Origin of the sequence: Nonomuraea endophytica (assembly GCF_014203235.1) — a bacterium.
Classification (GTDB): domain Bacteria; phylum Actinomycetota; class Actinomycetes; order Streptosporangiales; family Streptosporangiaceae; genus Nonomuraea; species Nonomuraea endophytica.
In genome coordinates this window covers 44,637-60,053 of the sequence record NZ_JACHIN010000012.1, presented here as the reverse complement: position 1 = coordinate 60,053, position 15,417 = coordinate 44,637, and the positions used below count along the sequence as shown (strand labels likewise).

The 15,417-nt window shown below is 69.2% G+C and carries 12 protein-coding genes; 6 read left to right on the top strand and 6 right to left on the bottom strand.

Features of this window, described 5'->3' with window-relative positions:
• The first annotated feature begins 98 nt into the window (after window positions 1-98).
• Entirely contained in the window at window positions 99-467 is a 369-nt protein-coding gene (locus HNR40_RS36715) for a YciI family protein (RefSeq protein WP_184969738.1), read from the top strand.
• Between the two features lie 67 nt (window positions 468-534).
• Here HNR40_RS36715 and HNR40_RS36710 read toward each other — a convergent pair whose 3' ends face one another.
• Complete coding sequence (locus HNR40_RS36710; RefSeq protein WP_184969736.1) at window positions 535-1,062, bottom strand: ArsR/SmtB family transcription factor; 528 nt, start codon at window positions 1,060-1,062, stop codon at window positions 535-537.
• A 103-nt stretch (window positions 1,063-1,165) separates the two neighbouring features.
• Between HNR40_RS36710 and HNR40_RS36705 the strand changes: the two genes are divergently transcribed.
• Complete coding sequence (locus tag HNR40_RS36705) at window positions 1,166-2,113, top strand: DUF2218 domain-containing protein (RefSeq protein ID WP_184969734.1); 948 nt, start codon at window positions 1,166-1,168, stop codon at window positions 2,111-2,113.
• Window positions 2,114-2,167: 54 nt separating this feature from the next.
• Window positions 2,168-3,004, top strand: coding sequence for an NAD(P)H-binding protein (locus tag HNR40_RS36700; protein ID WP_184969732.1), 837 nt, complete (start codon window positions 2,168-2,170; stop codon window positions 3,002-3,004).
• A gap of 51 nt (window positions 3,005-3,055) precedes the next feature.
• Here the strand turns inward: HNR40_RS36700 and HNR40_RS36695 are convergent, their stop codons facing one another.
• The 5 genes from HNR40_RS36695 to HNR40_RS36675 all read right to left on the bottom strand — a co-directional run bounded on the left by HNR40_RS36695 (window position 3,056) and on the right by HNR40_RS36675 (window position 8,390).
• The gene (locus tag HNR40_RS36695; RefSeq protein WP_184969730.1) at window positions 3,056-3,292 is read right to left on the bottom strand and encodes a hypothetical protein; all 237 of its coding nucleotides are present in this window, start codon (window positions 3,290-3,292) and stop codon (window positions 3,056-3,058) included.
• A 120-nt stretch (window positions 3,293-3,412) separates the two neighbouring features.
• Window positions 3,413-6,295 (bottom strand): DUF11 domain-containing protein, encoded by a 2,883-nt coding sequence (locus HNR40_RS36690; protein ID WP_184969728.1) that lies wholly within the window; start codon window positions 6,293-6,295, stop codon window positions 3,413-3,415.
• Window positions 6,296-6,522: 227 nt separating this feature from the next.
• A complete protein-coding gene (locus HNR40_RS36685; protein WP_184969726.1) occupies window positions 6,523-7,122 on the bottom strand; it encodes a hypothetical protein in 600 nt (199 codons plus the stop codon).
• A complete protein-coding gene (locus HNR40_RS36680; protein WP_184969724.1) occupies window positions 7,119-7,628 on the bottom strand; it encodes a sigma-70 family RNA polymerase sigma factor in 510 nt (169 codons plus the stop codon). The genes HNR40_RS36685 and HNR40_RS36680 overlap by 4 nt, the downstream gene beginning before the upstream one ends.
• A 117-nt stretch (window positions 7,629-7,745) precedes the next feature.
• Window positions 7,746-8,390 carry a phosphatase PAP2 family protein gene (locus HNR40_RS36675; RefSeq protein WP_184969722.1) on the bottom strand — a complete coding sequence of 215 codons (645 nt, stop codon included), beginning with the start codon at window positions 8,388-8,390 and terminating at the stop codon, window positions 7,746-7,748.
• Between the two features lie 373 nt (window positions 8,391-8,763).
• Here HNR40_RS36675 and HNR40_RS36670 point away from each other — a divergent pair, with 373 nt between their 5' ends.
• From HNR40_RS36670 to HNR40_RS36660, 3 genes are read left to right on the top strand one after another with little or no spacing between them, the layout of a single operon-like run.
• Entirely contained in the window at window positions 8,764-11,868 is a 3,105-nt protein-coding gene (locus HNR40_RS36670; protein ID WP_184969720.1) for an efflux RND transporter permease subunit, read from the top strand.
• The gene (locus HNR40_RS36665; RefSeq protein ID WP_184969718.1) at window positions 11,865-12,299 is read left to right on the top strand and encodes a hypothetical protein; all 435 of its coding nucleotides are present in this window, start codon (window positions 11,865-11,867) and stop codon (window positions 12,297-12,299) included. Before HNR40_RS36670 ends, HNR40_RS36665 begins: the two co-directional genes overlap by 4 nt.
• 6 nt (window positions 12,300-12,305) lie before the next feature.
• Entirely contained in the window at window positions 12,306-15,416 is a 3,111-nt protein-coding gene (locus tag HNR40_RS36660; protein ID WP_184969716.1) for an efflux RND transporter permease subunit, read from the top strand.
• Window position 15,417 lies beyond the last annotated feature (1 nt).

Genomic DNA, 15,417 nt, shown 5'->3' with positions numbered 1-15,417 from the left:
ACACCGGTCACGATGACCGATGCGTCACCGGAGAGCCCCCGCCTAGCGTTTCCAGCGTTCAGACAGCGGCCACCGGCCGCGACGACAAGGAGACGACCATGACGCAGTACTTTCTGAGCCTCCCCCACGACTCCGCCGAGGAGCCGACGATGGAGGGCATGGACCCCGCGGAGCTGGAGCGGATGATGGCCGAGGTCGGCGCGTTCAACACCGCCCTTCAGGAGGCGGGCGCGTTCGTGACCGCCGGAGGCCTGCAGCCGCCGTCGACCGCGACCACGGTGGACTACTCCGGCGACAGCCCGGTCCTCACCTCGGGCCCCTTCGTCAAGGCCGAGGAGTATCTCGGCGGCTTCTGGATCATCGAGGCGGAGAACGACGACGTCGCGATCGAATGGACCAAGCAGGCCTCGCGGGCGCTGCGAAGCAGGGTCGAGGTACGTGCCCTCCAGGAGGCGCCCGCCGCCTGACGATCCGGCCGGTCCGCCACCCCAAGGCCTCGGGCGAAAAGCCAGGTGGTGCAGGGTGCCGGCCGCGCTAGCTCATGTGATCTTCGGGAGGCAGGCGGGGGATGTCGGCCCGGTAGAGGCTGAGGAGCACTCCGTAGGCCTCGGCTCCGGGCTCGGCGTCCTCGTGATGGCCGTGGTCGAACGTTTCGAGCCGTTCGGCCAGGGCGCGGGCCTCTTCGGGGGTGAGCCAAAGGTGGTACAGCACAGTATGGCCGGGGTCGCCGGGACCGACGGGCGACATCTCCGCCAGTGCCGCATCGTGCAGGAACCTGGCCCCGGTCTCCTCATCCAGCCGGAATCCCCTGCTGATCAGCTCGAAGCGCTGTTCGGTGCCGCCGCGTACGTGCCGGGTGCTCGCGAGGCGGACGAGCCCGGCTTCGCGGAGGATGCGCACGTGGTAGCCGACCGTTCCCTTGGTGGAGCCGAGTGCCGTGGTCAGCTCGCCCAAGGTGGCCGGGCGCTGGCGTAGCAGGTTCACGATGCGGTGGCGCAGGGGATGTCCGAGCGCTTTGTACTGCGCGGATGAGCGCAGTGGCAGGAGCTGCTCATCGGTCATGAGGTAAGTGTCTAGGATCTTCGATGCTTTTGACAAATCACCCACGCCGTTGACAGACTGCCCGGCGTCGAAAGCGTCGAAGAATCTAGATACTTGGACTCGCATGCCCCTGTCAACGGCACATGTCGTAACCGATCGCCCCGATCGCTACGTCAAACAGCTGATCTCGCACCTGGGCCACAAGGCCGCCGCGGAGCACACCGGCACCGGCAGAGGAACGATCACCTTCCGCTCCGGCACCTGCTCCCTGCTCTCCTCCCCGCAGGAACTCGTCCTGATCGCCGCCGCCGCGGACCTCGACTCGCTGACCGGCATACAGGACGTCATCACCCGCCACCTGCTGCGCTTCGCCGCCCAGGAGGAGCTCCGCGTCGACTGGAGCGACCCGGTCTCCGGCGACGCTCTCGAGATCGTCACTCCGGCCGCCGAGGACTACCTGCGCGCGCACTGCACCCCGGCCGGCCAGTTGCTGACCGAGCTGGCCGAAACGACGCGAGAGGCGACAGGGCGCGCCGCCGGAATGCAGATCGCGGCCGACGAGGGGACGCTGCTGGAGATGCTGGTCCGGCTGTCGGGCGCCCGGCGGGCCATCGAGGTCGGCGTGTTCACCGGGTATTCGTCATTGTGCATCGCCAGCGCGCTGCCGGCCGACGGCTACCTGCTCGCCTGCGACGTGAGCACCGAATGGACCGCCATCGCCAGGCCGTACTGGCAGCGCGCGAATGTCGATGACCGCATCGACCTCAGGATCGGCCCGGCACTCGACACGCTCCGGGCGCTGCCCGCTGAGCCGGCCTTCGACTTCGCCTTCATCGACGCGGACAAGGGCAACTACCCCGGCTACTACGAGGAGATCGTGCCGCGGCTCGTGCCCGGCGGCCTGCTCGTCCTTGACAACGTGTTCCTGGGCGGCAGGGTGCTCGACCCGGCCTTCCAGGGCGACGACCACCAGGCGATGCGGCGCGTGAACGATGCCCTCGCCCGCGACCAGCGACTGGACGTGGTCATGCTGCCCGTCCGCGACGGCGTCACCCTGGCCAGAAGACGCTGATCAGGGGCCCTGGAACAGACATTTCTGTCGGTCATCTCTTGAAGGGGAACTCTCATGTATCTGGTTACCGGTGCCACTGCCCACTTCGGCCGTCAGGCCGTCGAGGCGTTGCACGCTTCCGGCCATCCCGTCCGGGCGCTGACCCGCGACCCCGAGCGGGCCGGTCTGCCGCAGGGTGTCGAGCCGGCCCAGGCCGACCTGACCAAACCGGAGACCCTCCCCGTCGCCCTCCGGGACGTCACCGCGATCCTGCTGGTCCTGCAGTACGGCATGGACCCGGCGCCGCTTCTGGCCGCCGCCCGGCAGGCCGGTGTCGCGCGGGTCGTCTTCCTGTCGTCGGGCGCGGTCGTGGACGGTGCCGGCGTGCAGCCGGATGTGATCGCCCGGTACCACGCCGACGTGGAGCGGGCCGTGCACGAGTCCGGACTCGAATGGACGGTGCTGCGGCTGCTGTTCCCGGCGATCAACTCGCTGACGTTCGCGATGCAACTGGCCGGCGGTGACGTGATCCGCGCGCCGTACATCGACGCCGCCTTCAGCGCCATCCACGAGCGGGACGTCGCGGACGTGGCGGTCGCGACGCTGACCGGAGACGGCCACGTCGGACGGACCTACACCCTGACCGGCCCCGAGTCGCTCACCCAGGCCGACCAGGTCCGCATCCTCGGCCAGGCGCTCGGCCGCCCGCTCACCACCGAGGACCTCGACCCGCGGCCCGTGCTGGAGCAGATGAGCGCCTTCATGGATCCCGCCTTCCTGAGCGCGCTGTTCGCCCTGATGGCGGCCACCGTCGGCCATCCGGCCGAGGTCAACGACACCGTGGAGCGGATCACCGGCCACAAGCCCCGCACGTACGCCCAGTGGGCCGCCGACCACGCCGCCGACTTCTAATCTCCCCTTCACGCGTTTCGCCAAGACCCTCGCCGCGCTTGCCGTCCCGGCTCAGGCCGGTACGGCGGGCACCCAGCTCGCCGGCAACCGCAGCGCCTCCTGCGAGGCCGAGCCGGGCTCGGCGGCGTAGGCCACCAGCACGTGGCCGGCCGCCGTCGAACCGGGGGTCGTCGCCACCGAGTTGCAGGGGCACGTCACCGATCCCGCGGTCAACGAGTGGCTCGACGGGCTGATCGGCAGCATCGAGGTGCTGACGGCCCAGGACGTGGCGGAGGTGATCGCGTTCACGGCGGCCCGGCCGGCGCATGTCAATCTCTCGCACATCACCCTGTATCCGACTCGGCAGACGTCACTCCCATGCTCCCTCCATGGCCTGGCGGTCACGGAGGGAGATGAGACGACGTACCGTCAGCTCTCGTCGTTGTTGATCTCGTCCAGGACGCGGGTCGCGTCGCTGTAGGTGGCCGTGTTGCCGTTCACCGGCAGCGTCAGCGTGCTGATGCCGAACAGGGCGGCGTCGCGGACGTTGCGGAGGTTGTGCCGATCGGCCGTCTCGGAGCTGATGGCGGTCGAGGCGTTGATCTTCCTCGTGGCCAGGTTGAAGTACGTTCCGAGCAGCTGGATCCGCAGGATCCTCACGTGCGGAGCCCCGGGCCCGAACACGGCCGTGACCTCGGGAGCCGACAGCGCGCCGTCGCCTCCGGTGTCGAAGCGCTGGTCGGTCGCCTGGATCCGGGCCAGGACCTCGCCGGTCCACTCCTGCTGATGTGTCTTCCAGTAACCCTGGCTGCGCGGGTTCCCCGTGGCGGGCACCTCGGTGATCTCGGTGGTGGCCGACGCCTTCACCGGCTCGTACGTGCAGCCGTTGGCGTTCGTGAAGGTCAGGGTCGCCGCGTTGGTGATCTCGGCGCCCGGCAGGAACAGCAGGCTGGGCCGGGCCGTGTACTCGATCGTCTTCTTGCCCGATCCGCCCGCCGCGGCGCCGATCTGCCAGGTGAGCGTGGTCGTGCCGTCGGGGTTCCGCACCACCGTCGAAGGCTTGGGGCCCGCGCCGGTGTCCAGGGCCTTGCTGTAGTAGACGTTCTTCGGGAGTACGTCGGTGACGACGATCCCGGAGGCGTCCCCGCTGCCGGTGTTCTCGTAGGAGATCCGGTAGGTGATCGCCTCACCCGCGTTCACCGTGGCCGTGGCGGTCTTGCCGGCGGTCAGGCGCGGCGCGTGGACCGTGGTGGACAGCGAGTCCTCGCCGGTCACCCGGTTGCCCAGCATGTCCTCGCCGCCGGCCGACGCCTCGCGGGTCAGCACGGTCCCGTCGGCGGTGTCGCACGGCACCTCGACGGTCGCGGTCCTGGTGTGGGATTCGCCGACGACGAGCGTGTCCAGGTCCTCGGTACCCAGCCGGGTCTGCAGCGACGGGCCGCGGCCGGGGTTGGCGAGCGTGGTGGCGTAGGTCAGCGTGTCGCCGGGGGTGGCGTCGGCCGGTCCGGTGAGATCCACCTTGAGCTCGGGTTTGACGAGGGTGGCCAGGTTGGTGCGGGCCGACTGGATGATGTCCCAGTCCGGCTCGTTCTCGGTGGGGGTTCCGGCCGTGCGGAAGTTCTCCCTGGTGCGGAAGCCGTAGTCGAGCCGGTTCCAGTCCTCGAAGCCGTCGAGGCGGCTGAGGCGCGGCGGCTCGCCCGGGTCCCAGTCGCCGTCGTTGTTGAGGTCGTTGGTGGTGTCGTCGTTGATGTTGGCCGAGACGTTCGCGGTCGGCAGCGGTGGTGCGCAGGTCGCGCCGGATATGCCGCCGCCGTCCCAGTCGACCGAGCCGAGGGCGGGGATGCCGTTGCCCTGGCACTCGTCCAGACCGGGAGGAAGCATCTCGTTCAGCGGCCCGGCCACGATCCGCGAGAAGTCGCAGCCGCCGGGCAGACCGGCCGCGGCCACCGCGGTGACGCGGCAGTCCTGCATGGTGTAGTTCATGACGCTCAGGTAGTTGGGCTTGTTGTTGTCCTCGTCCTGGCCGCCGTGGTGAAGACCCAGCGTGTGGCCGAACTCGTGCATGAGCGTGCCGGCCTGCTCGTTCTGGGTGCCGACCGACAGCCCGTTGGCGTTGGCGCCCCAGCACTGGTTGCCCGTGGTGCCCCGGGTGCCGCCGAGCGTGACCATGAAGTTGACGCCCGGAATCCCCTTGGCCCAGCCCGTCGTGCAGTCGTTGATCGCCGCGCGGTAGTTGGTCTGGTGGCCGAACAGCGCGTAACGGAAGACGAAGTCGCGGGCGGCGTTCATGTTCTTCAGCGTGAAGAAGTCCGTCCCGGCGCGGCCCGCGGCGCCGTCCCAGTCGATGATCTGGTTGCCCGCCTCGTTGATCTGGTCGCCGCCACCGCCGTAGTTGCCGAAGGTGCCGGCAGGGCCGCCCCCGGTTCTGGGCACGTTCGTGGCCACGCCGGCGGCCTGGCCGTAGAAGTTGCCCATGTCGACGTGGAGCTGAATGCCCGAGGAGCCGTCGGCGTTGACCACCGGCGCGTCGGCGAACGACTGCACGACCGCCCGCACCGCGCCCTGCACAGGGCAGTGGTCGTGGTTGGCGCCGAACAGGCAGTCGATCTCCAGATAGAGGTCCTTACGCCGGAAGTTGGCCCCCATCGCGGGCAGATCGACGTCGATGGTCGCGTCGCCGTCGGCGTTGTAGCCCCAGCGCTCCCAGCCGTCGAGCAGGAAGTCTCCGTCGGTGTCGCCGTTGCTGGAGTCGATGCTGACGTCGAAGCACACCTTGACGCGGGGCTCATCGTCATCGTCACCGTCGCCGACCGAACAGGACTGCGGCCAGCTGACCTTGTCCTCCTGGCCGGTGTGGTCGATCCATTTGCCGGTGAGGTGGTCGACCCGGAAGTCGAGGTTGTTGTCGCCGTTACGCGGGCTGATGTCGCCCAGGTCGTCGCCCGAGGTGCTGTCGTGGTCCCAGATCTGGATGCCGACCGGGATGTTCAGCACCGTGTCCGGCACCTGCGCGCTGAGCACCCAGAACGGGGTGACGAGCGACTTGTCGTCCTCGTGCGGTGTCGAGGGATCGTCGTCGCTGCTCCCCGGCGGCTGTTTCTGGCCGTTGATCCACACCTTGGCGTAGAGGTCTGCCGGGCCCTCCCCCGCGGCCTCCAGCCCTTCGTTCCTGCAGTTGTCGATGCATTCGACGTGGGTGATGGTGAGGGTGACCGTGCGCGTGGCGATGGCCTGGGCCGAAGTGGCCGAGACGAGGCTCACCGTCAGCAGGCAGAGGATCCCGACGATGGCTCCTAAGAGTCTGCCGTTCATGTCGCTCCCCTTTTCGTTGACAGGGGAACACCGTCACACCAACCAGCTGTGAGCGCCTGAGTACACCCTGCTCATTTTCGGCGCAGGAACGAACGGTCAGTCGCCGGGACCCGCACAACCTCCCGCCCGTTCCAGGGCGTCGCCCTTCTCCATCTGCGTATCAGGAATCTCAAGCCGGGCATGAAGCACCCAGTCCAAGAAAGGGGTCCGAATCAGCCGCGTCCGATCTACCGGGGCAGGTCGGTGGTGCACTCGAGCTCGTCCCCGGTACGGGCCAGCCCGAAGACGGCGCCGAACCGGCTGGGGTTATCCGGCAGATAGTCGGGTGTCCTGATCCCGGCGATGAGCTTCGTGTCCGCGGGCATGGCCGCCGGGTCGATGGTGATGACCACGCGCCCGTCCTGTTCCTTGTCGCTGGACATGACCTGGTCGAAGCCCGGGATGTCGGCCGGGGAGTTGCAGAACTCGTTGATCCGGATGTCCGCGGGGATGCCCGCCTGGGCCAGGGCGTTCTCCAGGGTGGCCGGGTCGAGGGTTTGCTCCTTGGTGAGCTTGACGGTGACCGTACCGTCGGCGTTGCTGTTGACGGAGAAGGCGGCGAGTTGGATGTGCACGTCCCTGGCAGGCGCGTTGGCCGAGGGCGCGTTCATCTGAGGGAAGCCGGTCGCTACGACCAACGACAGGCCACCGGCCATGGCGGCTCCCGTGGCGATCGCCGTGACCTTCCTGCGGCGGCGCGCCCGCCCGGCCGCGACGATCCGCTCGACGGGGGTGCGCATGCGCACGCCTTCCATCGACTCGCGCATCGTGTCGAAGACGTCGTTCATGATGGGCCCTCCTGAGTGACGGTGGAGGCGAGGTCGTCGCGCAGCGTGGCGACGGCCCGCGCCAGGTGCGCGGTGACGGTGCCGGGAGCGATGCCGAGGGTCTTGGCGGTGGCCTCGGTGTCCAGGTCCAGGAAGACCCGGAGCGCCACCACCTCCCGCTGCCGCCGGGGCAGGCCTCGCAGGGCGGCCATCAGTGCCGGGTCCATGCCCTGCGTGTGCTGGTGCCCTTCGGCGTCGTGCCCGGCCAAGGCGATCTCGCGGCGGCGTCGGCGCCACCACGAGACGCGGGTGTTGAGCGCGGTGCGCACTATCCAGGCGCGGGGGGCGGGGTGCGCCCGCACCTTGCGCCAAGCGCTCCACGCCTGCGTGTAGGCCTCGGCGACCAGGTCCTCGGCCAGTTGCGGGTCGCCCGTGCCAACCAGTACGGCGCGCAGGCACGCATCCCGGCTGTCGCGGTAGAACTCCTCGAACTCCAGTTGCTCCACACTCTCTACACGCCTGGGCACGTCATCACACTTACGCTAAACACAACTTTCCTGGAGGCATCACGCCGTTCTCGTAGGCGATGACGACCAGTCGCACCGCGCTCGACACCCGCGTGCCCTCACCGCGTTTTCCCGGCGTCACGGCTGCGGTCGGCGTACGGACAGGGCGAGGCCGATCGCGCCGCCACTGAGCAGCAGTGAGCCGAGCGTGTCGGTGGGATGGTGCACGCCGAGGTAGACGCGGGCGAGCATCTGCGCGAGCACCAGCACGCATCCCGCCACCACGCACCCCACCACCAGGTATCCGGTCCCCGTCCACACGTGGCGGCAGGCCATCACGACGGCCACGACGATCGACAGGGTCAGGCACACGTGGCCGCTGGGGAAGCTGCCCGGATCCACCTTCTGAACCAGCGCCAGGTACGCGGGCGGGCGGGGCCTGGCGACCAGGGCCTTGGTGACGGGGCTGACGATCCAGCCCGCGGTGACCACGGTCAGCACCAGGCGGGCGGCCCGTCGCCGTCCGGACACGAACAGCGTCCCGACCAGAATGCCCGTCATCAGCAGGCCGGGGACCATACGGAAACTCGCGTTCAGGGCCTGCGCCACGCTCGTCAGCCAGGCTGTTCGCACCGATTGAACCATCGCTCCGGCGGCGAGATCGCCGCTTGTCCAGCCGGTGGTCCGCGTGATGAACCCCAGGACGACACCGGACAGGAGCAGAGCGCACGATCCGAGGAACTCCCGGCGCAGACCGGTTTCCCTGTGCCCTGCCTCGCCCATGGCCCACCACCGTAGAAGAGGGGATTGCCGGCGGATAGTGCACAAGGTGCCCTTTTCCCGAGGATGAAGAAACAGCAACCGCCAAATCTCGGAGATAGCCGAGTCCGGATGCGGCCACGTCTCAAGGCGCGTTAAGTCCTCCTCATTCCTGGAACCTGTTACAGATATTCGGCGTGTCCATGGCCTTTGCCGCCAGCGTCGCGAGTTAGGTCTGCAATGCAGGCGAGATACGGCTCAGCCGTATCGTCTGCAGCGGAAAACGGAGGGGTTGACACCTGTTCGGGGCTGTCCAGAATTGCGGCAGATGACGGCATTTCTGCCGTTTAATTCTTCGGCGAAAAAGGCGACGATGCGCTGGTTAGCCAATCTCAGCATGCGATTTCGCGGCCTTGTGCTCATCGCCGCACTGGCCCTCTTGGCCGTCGGCATCGGGCAATTGCGGGGGGCTTCCGTAGAGGCGCTGCCCGAGTTCTCTCCCGCCTACGTGGAAGTGCAGACCGAGGCACTGGGCCTGTCGGCGTACGAGGTCGAGCAGCTGATCACCGTCCCGCTGGAGGTGAACCTGCTCAACGGCGTGGCGTGGCTGGATGAGATCCGCTCCAACTCCGTGGCCGGGCTGTCGTCCGTCGAGATGATCTTCGAGCCGGGCACCGACCTGCTCCAGGCCCGCCAGATGGTCCAGGAGAGGCTGGGTCAGGCGGGCATCCTGCCCAACGTCTCCAAGCCGCCGACGATGCTGCAGCCGCTGTCGTCGGCCAACCGCGTGGCGATCGTGGGCCTGTCGGCCGAGGCACTGTCCCTCATCGAGATGTCCGTGCTGGCCAGATGGAACATCAAGCCCCGGCTGATGGGCGTGCCCGGCGTCGCCAACGTCGCCATCTGGGGACAGCGCGAGCGCCAGCTTCAGGTGCAGGTGGACCCCGACCGGCTGGCCAAGCACGGCGTCAGCCTCAACCAGGTCATCTCCACCACCGGCAACGCGCTGTGGTCCTCGCCCCTGAGCTTCGTCAAGGCCTCCACGCCCGGCTCCGGCGGGTTCATCGACACCCCGCAGCAGCGCCTCGGCATCCAGCACATCTCGCCCATCAAGACCGCTCAGGACCTGGCCAAGATACCCGTCGAACCTGGCGACGACGACGACGGCAAGCCGGTCACCGGCATCACGCTCGGCGACGTCGGTACCGTGGTGGAAGACCACCAGCCGCTGATCGGCGACAGCCTCGCCGGTGACGGCCAGAGCCTGATGCTCGTGGTGGAGAAGTTCCCCGGCGCCGACACCCTGCAGGTCACGCGAGGGGTGGAGGAGGCGCTCGCCGCGCTGCGTCCCGGCCTTTCCGGCATGGAGCTCGACTCCGGCATCTACCGGCCGGCCACGTTCGTGGAGTCCGCCCGCGCCAACCTCGCCCTGTCACTGTCGGCCGGCCTCGCGCTGCTCGTGCTCATCGTCGGCGCGGCCCTGCTCAGCTGGCGCGCCGCGCTGGTCACGCTGGTCACCGTGCCGGTGAGCCTGGCGGCCGCGCTGCTGGTGCTGCAGTGGCGCGGCGAGCCGCTCAACACCGTGATGCTGGCCGGGCTGGTGATCGCGCTGGCCGTCGTCGTGCACGACGCGGTCGCCGACGTCCATCACGTCGGGCAGCGCCGCGATGGCCAGTCCGTTCTCGACGCCGTGCACGAACAACGCTCGCCTCTGCTCTACGCGACGCTGGTCGCCGCGGCCGCCGCCGTACCCGCGCTGCTGGTGCCGGGCCTGGCCGGGCGGTTCCTGGGTCCGCTGGTGCTGTCGTACCTGATCGCCGTCGCCGCCTCCCTGCTCGCGGCGCTGACCGTCACGCCCGCGCTGGCCTGCCTGCTGTTCCGGCGTACGGCGGAGCCGCGCGAGGGCCGCGCGCACCGGGCCTACCGGCGCGTGCTCGGATGGAGTGTTCCGCGCCCCGGCGTGGCCTACGCCCTCGGCGGCGTCATCCTCATCCTCGGCCTGGCCGTCTCCGCCCTGGCCGTCGTGCCCAGGATCGGCGGCGCGCTGCTGCCCGCGTTCCAGGACCGTGACCTGCTCATCGGCTGGCAGGCGCCGCCGGGCACCTCGCAACCTGCCATGGTCAAGACGGGCGAACAGGTCAGAAGCGAGCTCAAGGCCATCCCCGGCGTACGCGGCGTCGCCGCCCACGTCGGCCGCGCCGTCGCCTCGGACCAGGTCGTCGGCATCAACTCCGGCATGTTGTGGGTGGGCCTGACGCCCGAGGCTCCCTATGAGGCGACCCTCGCCGCGATCGGCGACGTGGTCAGGCGCCATCCCGGCTTCGACCGGCAGGTGCGCACGTACCACGACGAGAGCATCGGCGGCGTGCTGACGCCCGCCGGCGGTGACGTGGTCGTGCGCGTCTATGGCCAGGACCTCACCCAGCTGGCCGCCCAGGCGGAGAAGGTACGCACGGCGATCGCCGGCGTCGCCGGAGTCCGTGATCCCCGCGTCGAGCTTCAGCCCAAGGAACCGGCCGTCGAGGTCGAGGTGAACGTCGCCACCGCCCAGCAGAAGGGCCTCAAACCCGGCGACGTACGCCGCGCCGCCGCCACCTGGATGCAGGGCATCGAGGTCGGCAGCCTGTTCGAGAACCAGAAGGTGTTCGAGGTCGTCGTGGTCGGCGCGCCCGCCACCCGGCAGAACCTCGACAGTATCGGCCAGATCAAGGTCGACACCCCGGACGGCGAGCAGGTACGCCTGTCGGAGGTCGCCGAGGTCCGGGTCCAGCCGAACCAGAACGTCTTCAAGCACGAGGGCACGGCCCGTTACTACGACGTGGTGGCCGAGCTGTCGGGAGGCGACCGCGAGGCCGTCATCGACGGCGTCGGCGCCGCCGTGCGCGGGATCTCCTTCCCGATGGAGTACCACGCCGAGGTACTTGACCGGGGCGACCAGGGCGAAGCGGACTGGATGGCCGTGCTCGGCCCCGCGCTGGCCGCGCTGGTGGCGATCGTCCTGCTGCTGCAGGCGGCGCTGTCGAGCTGGCGCCTGGCAGCGCTGATCGTGCTGAGCCTGCCGGTGGCGCTGTCCGGGACGGCCGTCGTGGCGCTGCTGGGCGACGGAGCGCTGTCGGTGAGCGTGCTGGCGGCGATGCTCGCCGTCCTGGCGCTGGCGGTGCGGATCGCGCTGCTGATGTTCGCGAGCTTCCGCCGCCTGACCAGCGAGAACGGCGGAACCACCACCGTCGAGCAGATCGTGCGTGGAGCCGGACAGAGCCTCGTGCCGGTCATCACGACGGCGATCGCCGTCGCGGTCGCGGTCCTGCCGCTGCTCCTGCTGGGCGGTGTCCCGGGCCATGAGGTGGCTCGCCCCCTGGTCATCGGCGTCCTCGGCGGACTGGTCACCACCGTGGTGTGGGGGCTGGCGGTGCTGCCCGCGCTCTACCTCAGCCTGGCCCCCCGCAAAGCCGAGGCCGACCCCGATGCCGACCTGCGCGAACTCGTCGGAGCAGGAGTATGAGCGCGGACCCGCGACGGGCCGCGGTCGCGCTGTTCACCGCGGCGCTGGCCCTGTCGGGCTGCGCCGCGACCGACAAGGCGAGCACCGGCCCCAAGGTCAGCCCCGCCACCGTGGAGAAACTGGCCGGGTCCGAGCTGAGCAAGCTCACCCTGACCGGCAAAGCCGTCGAACGGCTCGGCATCCAGGTGGCCCGCGCCCTGCAGTCGGGCAAGCTGCTGGCCGTGCCGTACTCGGCGGTCGTCTACGACACCAAGGGCCAGGCATGGCTCTTCGTCAACCCCGCACCCGGCACCTACCAGCGGGCGCAGATCACCGTGGAATCGATGAAGGACGGCACCGCCTACCTGACGGCCGGGCCGCCGGCGGGCACGCCGGTCGTGTCCACCGGCGCCGCCGAACTGTACGGCGCCGAACTCGGTATCGGGAAGTAGGGGCTGATGCGCTGGATCGTCGGTTGGAGCCTGCGCTTCCGCTACATCGTGCTCGCGCTGGCCGCCGGGATGATGGTGTTCGGCGCCGGGCAGTTGCGCGACATGGCGGTGGACGTCTTCCCCGAGTTCGCGCCGCCGCGGGTCGAGGTGCAGACCGCCTGCATCGGGCTGACCGCCGGGGAGGTGGAGAGCCTCATCACGGTGCCGCTGGAGGAGACGCTCAACGGCATCGAAGGTCTCGACGTGCTGCGCTCGAAGTCGGTGCCGCAGCTGTCGTCCGTCCTCATGATCTTCAAGCCCGGCACCGATCTCATCAAGGCCCGCCAGCTCGTACAGGAGCGGCTGGCCACCATCACCCCCACCATCCCGAGCTGGGCGACCCCGCCCGTCATCCTGCAGCCGCTGTCGTCGACCAGCCGGGTCATGAAGGTCGGCATCTCCTCCGAGCAGCATTCCGTGCTGCGGCTGTCCATGATCTCCTACTGGACGATCCGCAACCGGCTGCTGAAGGTGCCCGGCGTCGCCAACGTGGCCATCTGGGGCCAGCGCAAGCAGATGACGCTCGTGCAGGTGGACCCGGACAAGATGGCGGCCAAGGACGTCACGCTGGAACAGGTGATGGCCGCCTCCGGCGACGCGCTCGACGCGGGGCTGCTCAAGCACACCAACGGCACCATGGTCGGCACAGGTGGCTGGGTGGAGACCGCCGAGGAGCGCCTGCCCATCCGGCACGTCCTGCCGATCACCACCGGCCAGGACATCACCAAGATCCCCATCACCAACGACGAGGGCGACGTGGTGCCGCTCAGCGACGTGGCCGACGTCGTCGAAGGTCACCAGCCGCTCATCGGCGACGCCGTCATCAACGACGGCGAAGGCCTCATGCTCATCGTCGAGAAACTGCCATGGGGCAACACCCTGGAGGTGACCCGAGGCGTCGAGGCCGCCATCGCCCAGCTCCAGCCCGGCCTGCCCGGCGTCGACATCGACACCACCATCTTCCGCCCGGCCACCTTCGTCGAAGTCGCGCTCGACAACCTCAACCTCTCGCTGCTGCTCGGCTTCCTCCTCGTCGTCCTGATCATCGGCGCATTCCTGTTCGAATGGCGCGCCGCGGTGATCAGCCTCATCACCATCCCCATCTCGCTCATGGCCGCCGTCCTGGTGCTGCAGTGGCGCGGCGACACGATCAACACCATGATCCTGGCCGGGCTGGTCATCGCCCTGGGCGTCGTCGTGGACGACGCGATCATCGACGTCGAGAACATCATGCGCCGCCTGCGCCAGCACCGCGCGGCCGACACCGGCCGCTCCACCGCGCGGGTGATCCTCGACGCCTCCATGGAAGTGCGCTCGCCCATCATCTACGCCACACTGATCATCATCGCCGCCGCCGTGCCCATCCTCTACCTGGACGGCCTGGCCGGCGCCTTCTTCAACCCGCTGACGATCTCCTACGCGCTGGCCGTCGGCGCCTCCCTCCTGGTCGCGCTGACCGTCACCCCGGCCATGTCCCTCATGCTGCTGGGCAAGGCAGCGGTCGAGCGCAGGCAGTCGCCGCTGGTCGTGTGGTTGCAGAACGGCTATCAGCGAGCCCTGGCCACGACGATGAGACGACCCCGCTGGGCCTACTCGGCGGTGGCCGTCGTCATGGCCGCGGGCCTGGCCGTCCTGCCGTTCCTCGGGCAGTCGCTGCTGCCCTCCTTCAAGGAACGCGACTTCCTCATGCACTGGCTGGCCCAGCCCGGCACCTCACACCCCGAGATGGTCCGCATCAGCACCGCCGCCAGCAAGGAACTGCGTGCCATCCCCGGCGTGCGCAACTTCGGCGCCCACATCGGCCAGGCCGTCAACGCCGACGAGGTGGTCGGCATGTACTTCGGCGAGAACTGGGTCAGCGTCGACCCGTCCGCCGACTACGACAAGACGGTCGCCGCCATCCAGGAAGTCGTCGACGGCTACCCCGGCCTGCAACGCGACGTGCAGACCTACCTCAAGGAACGCATCAAGGAAGTGCTGACCGGCGCCAGCGAGACCATCGTCGTGCGCATCTACGGCGACGACCTGACCGGCCTGCGCGAAACCGCCGCCAAGATCCAGGAACGCATCGCCAAGATCGACGGAATCGTCGAAGCCAAGGCCTCCCTCCAGAAGGACATCCCGCAGATCGAGGTCCAGGTCGACCTGCAGGCCGCCCGCGAACACGGGCTCAAACCCGGCGACGTCCGCCGCGCCACCGGCGCGCTCGTGGCGACCGAGGAGGTCAGCGACACCTACTGGGAGGGCCGCGTCTACGACGTGCGCGTCTGGAGCGTCCCCGCCTCCCGCTCCAACCCCGAAGCGATCAAGAACCTGCCCATCGACAAACCCGACGGCACGACCGTGCGCCTGGCCGACGTCGCCTCCGTCCAGATCAAACCCACCCCCAACGTCATCGAACGCGAAGGCGGCTCACGCCGTATCGACGTCGGCGCCAACGTCCGCGACCGCGACCTCGGCGCCGTCGCCCGCGACGTCGAGGCCGCGCTCGCCGAGGTGAGCTTCCCGCGCGGCTTCCACGCCGAAGTTCTCGGCGAGTACGCCGAACGCCAGGCCGCCCAGAACCGGCTGCTCGGTTACGCCGGAATCGCCCTGCTGGTCGTGCTCATCCTGCTCAACCTGTCCTTCCGCAGCTGGCGGCTGGCCATCCTCAGCCTGGCCACCCTGCCGGTCGCGCTCATCGGCGGCGTCCTGGCCGCCTACCTCGGCGACGGCATCATCTCCCTGGGCGCCCTGGTCGGCTTCTTCACCGTCATGGGCATCGCCGCCCGCAACGGCATCCTCATGATCAACCACTTCCAGCATCTGGAGGAACACGAGAACGAACCCTTCGGCGTGCCCCTGGTCCTGCGCGGCGCCCGTGAACGGCTCTCGCCGATCCTCATGACCGCCCTGGCCGCCGGGCTCGCGGTGCTCCCGCTGGTCATCATGGGAGACCTGCCAGGACACGAGATCGAGCACCCCCTGGCCGTCGTCGTCCTCGGCGGGCTGGTCACCTCGACCCTGCTCAACCTCTTCGTCACACCGCCGCTCTACCTCCGCTTCGCCAAACGACGCCGCCAGGCCACAACAACGTGAA

Coding starts and splice junctions, on each gene's coding strand:
- HNR40_RS36715 (WP_184969738.1), top strand. CDS start 99: ATGACGCAGTACTTTCTGAGCCTCCCCCACGACTCCGCCGAGGAGCCG.
- HNR40_RS36710 (WP_184969736.1), bottom strand. CDS start 1,062: ATGACCGATGAGCAGCTCCTGCCACTGCGCTCATCCGCGCAGTACAAA.
- HNR40_RS36705 (WP_184969734.1), top strand. CDS start 1,166: ATGCCCCTGTCAACGGCACATGTCGTAACCGATCGCCCCGATCGCTAC.
- HNR40_RS36700 (WP_184969732.1), top strand. CDS start 2,168: ATGTATCTGGTTACCGGTGCCACTGCCCACTTCGGCCGTCAGGCCGTC.
- HNR40_RS36690 (WP_184969728.1), bottom strand. CDS start 6,295: ATGAACGGCAGACTCTTAGGAGCCATCGTCGGGATCCTCTGCCTGCTG.
- HNR40_RS36685 (WP_184969726.1), bottom strand. CDS start 7,122: ATGAACGACGTCTTCGACACGATGCGCGAGTCGATGGAAGGCGTGCGC.
- HNR40_RS36675 (WP_184969722.1), bottom strand. CDS start 8,390: ATGGGCGAGGCAGGGCACAGGGAAACCGGTCTGCGCCGGGAGTTCCTC.
- HNR40_RS36670 (WP_184969720.1), top strand. CDS start 8,764: ATGCGATTTCGCGGCCTTGTGCTCATCGCCGCACTGGCCCTCTTGGCC.
- HNR40_RS36665 (WP_184969718.1), top strand. CDS start 11,865: ATGAGCGCGGACCCGCGACGGGCCGCGGTCGCGCTGTTCACCGCGGCG.
- HNR40_RS36660 (WP_184969716.1), top strand. CDS start 12,306: ATGCGCTGGATCGTCGGTTGGAGCCTGCGCTTCCGCTACATCGTGCTC.